Source organism: Mycobacterium sp. 29Ha, from assembly GCF_032883055.1.
Classification (GTDB): Bacteria; Actinomycetota; Actinomycetes; order Mycobacteriales; family Mycobacteriaceae; genus Mycobacterium; species Mycobacterium gallinarum.
In genome coordinates this window covers 1-5,340 of record NZ_JAMQTI010000057.1, presented here as the reverse complement: position 1 = coordinate 5,340, position 5,340 = coordinate 1, and the positions used below count along the sequence as shown (strand labels likewise).

Sequence of the window (5,340 nt, the reverse complement as noted above, 5' to 3'; positions counted from 1 at the left end):
GAGTGTGAGTTGCCAACAATTGCATCCACCGGGCCGGACGCTGCAAGAACGACACAGGGCTGGTAAGCACAGAGCTGTAACCGCCCAGAATCGGAGCACAAACGCCGAGCACCAAACCCATGTCATGATAGAACGGCAACCACGACACAATAGTGCTGTCGAATGGCGCGATACCCTGCCGATGCGCAAAATACCCAGATATCAATTGTTCGAAATTGGCATGAAGATTGGTGTAGGAGATCATTACTCCGGCAGGGTGTCGGGTTGATCCAGATGTGTATTGCAAATAGGCGGTCGTTTGTGGACTATCTTCGCGACCCTCGGATCGCACGGGCGCGTCCAGATCCAGCAAATCAACCTCGATGATCCACGGAGCGGGCTCTCCTGGCCGTGGCGTGATATTCGACGTCACCTCGGTGATAACAGAGGATGTGGTGAGAACAGCAGTGGGCGACGCATCGCGCAACACCGAATCGACACGCTCATCGCTGGCGCCGCCTAGCGGGACCGAAAGCGGAACCGCAACAACGCCGGCCTGTAGTGCACCCAGGAAGGCGACGATGTAATCCAGTCCCTGCGGAGCCAGTATTACGGCGCGATCACCAGGTGCTGCATGCTGTCTCAGCTCACCTGCGACATTCAGCGCCCGCCGATACAGCTGCGGCCACGTCAAGCTTTCGGGAACACCGGCCCAATCCCGGTCGTAGTCAATGAACGTGAATGCGACGTCATCCGGCTGAAGACTGGCGTGCTCACGCAGCAGATCCGGGAGGGATGTTTCAACCACCGCATGAGGTTAACTTCATCCGCACGCAAAGGTTGATGATCTGCTTTCCGCCGAGGCGGTAGCAAAGTTACGATTAGGTAACGGCTCAACGCTTCGATGCGATTCGTTACGTCTTCAATCCTGACGCGCGTACCGCGCAACCCCCGTCGACGTGCCTGTAAGCCCTGATACGGTAAGCATCAAATGGTGGAGACATACGCGATCCAGGGAACGGATGCGGCGCAACGTCGTGAGTCAAGCAACCGATAGGCGAACTAGTTGTTGCTGTGGGGAGACGGAATGGGTGCATCTGGGGCAATCGATGATCGAAGTAACCGCTCAGCCTCAACGGAATCCTCGTCCACTATGAATACGACACCCGTCACACCGGTTGCTGTCATCGGCATGGCGTGTCGTCTTCCCGGCGGTATCGACTCCCCTGAGCAGTTGTGGGAGGCGTTGCTGCGCGGTGATGACCTGGTCACCGAAGTTCCACCCGACCGTTGGGATGCTGACGAATACTACGACCCCGAGCCAGGGGTGCCCGGTCGCTCGCTGTCAAAGTGGGGCGCATTCCTCGGCGATGTCGCAGGGTTTGACTCCGAGTTCTTCGGGATCGATGCACGCGAGGCCATCGCGCTCGATCCGCAGCACCGGCTGTTGTTGGAAAACTCTTGGGAAGCCATGGAGCACGCCGGCATCACGCCCGAGAGCCTGCGCGCGTCGCGGACAGGAGTATTCGTAGGCCTGACTCAATCCGACTATCAACTCGTGACGGCAAACTCCCCTGAAATGGACGGTCCGTACGGATTTCACGGAAACTCGTTCAGCATGGCGTCCGGGCGGATCGCCTACGCCCTGGGGCTCCGCGGTCCGGCGCTTACCGTGGATACCGCGGGTTCATCCGGCCTGACCGCGGTGCACATGGCCTGTCACAGCCTCAATGTCGGCGAAAGCGACTTAACGTTCGCAGGCGGCGCTTTCGTGATGCTGGAACCGCGGAAATTTGTCGCGGGGACCGCAACCAGCCAGCTGTCTCCGACGGGCCGCTGTCGTGCCTTCGACGTAGCGGCCGATGGCTACGTGCTCGGCGAGGGTAGTGCGGTGGTGTTGCTCAAGCGTTTGCCGGACGCACTTAGGGATGGCGACAGCATCTTGGCCGTGGTACGCGGCACAGCTGCGAATCACGATGGCCACACCGAGAATATCTCGGCACCGTCGCTGAGTGCGCAAACCGCGGTGTATCAGGCGGCGTTGGAGATTGCTGGCGTGGACGCCGGTAGCGTCGGCATGGTCGAGGCGCACGGCACGGGCACCCCGGTGGGTGATCCCAGCGAATACACCAGCCTGGCCAAGGTATACGGCGTCGAGGATCCGTGTGCTCTGGCGTCTGTGAAGACCAACCTCGGCCATACCCAGTCCGCTGCCGGTGTTCTCGGGCTGATCAAGGCGGTACTCGCTCTGCAGCGCGGTGTCATTCCACCCCACCTGCATTTCACCCGCCTGCCCGACCAGCTTACCCGCACCGATACCAAACTCTTTGTGCCACAGGAGGTCACGGAGTGGCCAAGGAGCAGTGAGCATCCCCGCCGGGCAGCGGTGTCGTCGTGCGGGGTGTCGGGAACCAATGTTCATGCCATCGTGGAGCAGGCTCCGGAAGCCGCTGCGCCCGAGGGCATTTCAGCTGACGTGTCAGCGACGGCGCCGCAGCTGTTTGCGCTGTCGTCGACCTCGGCCGATGAGCTGCGCCGTACCGCTGGCCGACTGGCCGACTGGGTAGCTGCACACAATGACGTGGCGTTGCCGGACCTGGCCTACACCCTGGCGCGTCGGCGCGCGCGCCGCCCGGTGCGCACCGCCGTCGTCGCCAGCAGCCGAGCTGAGCTCACCGTGGCCTTGCGCCAGGTCGCCGACGGCGACACTCCGTATGACGCTGCGGTCGGGCGCGATGATCGGGGTCCGGTGTGGGTGTTTTCCGGGCAGGGGTCGCAGTGGGCGGCGATGGGTGCACAGCTGCTGGCCACCGAGCCGGTGTTCGCGGCCATGGTGGCGCAGGTCGAGCCTTTGATCGCCGGCGAATGCGGGTTTTCGGTGACTGAGGCGATGTCGGCAGCGCAGACCGTGACCGGTACCGACCGGGTTCAGCCGACCCTGTTCACCATGCAGGTCGCGCTGGCGGCCGCTCTTGAGGCGTACGGGGTGCGTCCGGGCGCGGTCATCGGGCATTCGCTTGGCGAGGCCGCTGCGGCGGTCGTCGCGGGCGCGCTGTCGCTGGAAGACGGTGTGCGTGTTATCTGTCGGCGTTCGCGGTTGATGACCCGCATCGCGGGTGCCGGCGCAATGGCATCGGTGGAATTACCTGCCAAGCAAGTACTTTCGGAATTGACGGCGCGCCGCGTAAAAGACGTCGTGGTGGCGATAGTGGCTTCCCCCCAGTCAACGGTGATTGGCGGTGCCGCCCAGACGGTTCGCGAGCTGGTTTCGGACTGGGAGCTGCGTGACGTGATGGCCCGCGAGATCGCCGTCGACGTCGCATCACATTCGCCGCAGGTCGAGCCGATTCTCGACGAGTTGACGGACTTACTGGCAGAGCTCAATCCGATGACGCCGCAGATTCCGTTCTACTCGGCGACCCAGTTCGACCCGCGCGAGCAGCCGGTGTGTGACAGCAGATACTGGGTGGACAATCTGCGCCGCACGGTGCGATTCGGCGCGGCGGTGCGGGCCGCATTGGAAGACGGCTATCGGGTGTTCGCGGAGTTGGCGCCGCACCCATTGCTCACCCATGCTGTTGAGCAGACCGCACGCAGTCTTGACATGCCGCTGGCGGTCCTGGCCGGCATGCGGCGTGAACAAGATCTGCCACACGGGCTGCGCGGCGTCGTGGCAGATCTGCACAGTGCGGGTGCCGCGGTCGACTTCTCCGTGCTGTATCCGAATGGGCGCCTGTTGGACGCGCCGCTACCGACCTGGACGCACCGTCGGCTATGGCTGACCAGCGACGGTCAGCAATCCACCACACATGGTGGCAGCACCGTTGTCGTACATCCGCTGTTGGGCCAGCATGTGCACCTGCAGGAAGAACCGGAACGCCACGTCTGGGAAGCCGAGGTCGGCACTGATGCTCAGCCATGGCTCGCTGAGCACCAGATCCACGACACGGCAGTGCTTCCCGCGGCGGCCTACTGCGAGTTGGCGCTTGGGGCCGCGCGTGTCGTGCTGGGCGATGCGGCCGAGGTCCGTGACATCCGCTTTGAACGGCCGCTGCTCCTGGATGAGCAGACCACGGTCGGCACCGCCGCGCTGGTGGTATCGCCCGGTGTCGTCGAATTCACCGTAGAAGCAAAACATTCGGACGAGCAGGCGCGCAAAGCATGCGGCGTCCTCCACACGGCACAGGACGAGCAGCGCCCCGCGCTCGACATATCCTCGCTGCTTTCTACGCACCCGCATCGTACAGATGGCGCTGACCTACGAAAGCGCCTGAGTCAGCGTGGTGTTCAATACGGTCCGGCGTTTACCGGTCTCGGTGCAGTGCATATCCGCGCGGGCAAACCCGAAACCGTGGTGGCCGAGGTGACTCTCCCCCGCCAAATCCGCTCGCAACAAGATGCTTACGGTGTCCACCCTGCGCTACTGGATGCGTGTTTTCAGTCCGTAGCGGCGCATCCCGAAGTCCAGGCCCTCGCCGGGGAATTGCTGGCATTGCCATTGGGCGTGCGTCGCCTGCGCGCCTACGGCCGGGCCCACAGCGCGCACTACTGCTACACGCGGCTGGTGAAAGCCGACGCTACTGGCGTTGAGGCCGACCTGGATGTGCTCGACGAGCACGGCACGGTCCTGCTTGCCGTGCAGGGGCTCCGATTGGGCACCGGAGAATCCGAGGAGGACCTTAGGGATCGCGTGCTGGGCGAGCGGCTGCTGACCATCGAATGGCGACAGCGGCCATTGCCTGAAGTTGCGAACCCTGACACCGGAGAATGGCTGCTGATCAGCACCAACGCCGCCGACACGACTGCCACCGCCTTGACTGACTTACTGAAACGGCATGGCGCGCAATGCAATACCGTGTGCTGGCCACTGCACGCCGACGTCGCCACAAACGCCGCGGAGCCTGGAGATCATTTGCGTCCAGGCGCATTCGCCCGTGTGGTGGTCCTGATGGGGCCGAGTAACGGCGCCACCTCTGACCAATCCCCGCACCTCGGGTGCGAGTATGTGCAGCATCTGGCGTATATCACTCGCGAACTGTCGGATATCGCTGCGGGGTGGCCTCATCTGTATGTCGTGACCCGCAACGCCCAGACGGTCCTGGCGGATGATGTGGCCGACCTGGACCAGGCTGGCCTGCGGGGTTTCATGCGGGCCATGGGCGCCGAGCATCCGCAGTTGCATGCGATCCAAATCGATCTGGACGGAGCCACTGAGGTCGAGCAGGTGGCGCAGCAGCTGCTTAGCAGTTCCGATGAGGACGAGACTGCATGGCGCAACGGCGAATGGTATGTCGCGCGCCTGTCGTCCGCTCCGCTGCGACCAGAAGAGCGACAGACCACCATCGCCGACCACGAGAGCGA

General features: G+C 63.3%; 2 protein-coding genes. One reads left to right on the top strand and one right to left on the bottom strand.

Features of this window, described 5'->3' with window-relative positions:
- Positions 1–787 (bottom strand): AMP-binding protein (locus tag M1248_RS33045; protein WP_317150909.1); only part of this gene is annotated, 787 nt, incomplete at its 3' end.
- Between the two features lie 279 nt (positions 788–1,066).
- On the opposite strand from M1248_RS33045, the gene M1248_RS33040 reads away from it, so the two are divergent.
- On the top strand, positions 1,067–5,340 hold a 4,274-nt coding region (locus M1248_RS33040), incomplete at its 3' end, for an acyltransferase domain-containing protein (RefSeq protein WP_410506782.1).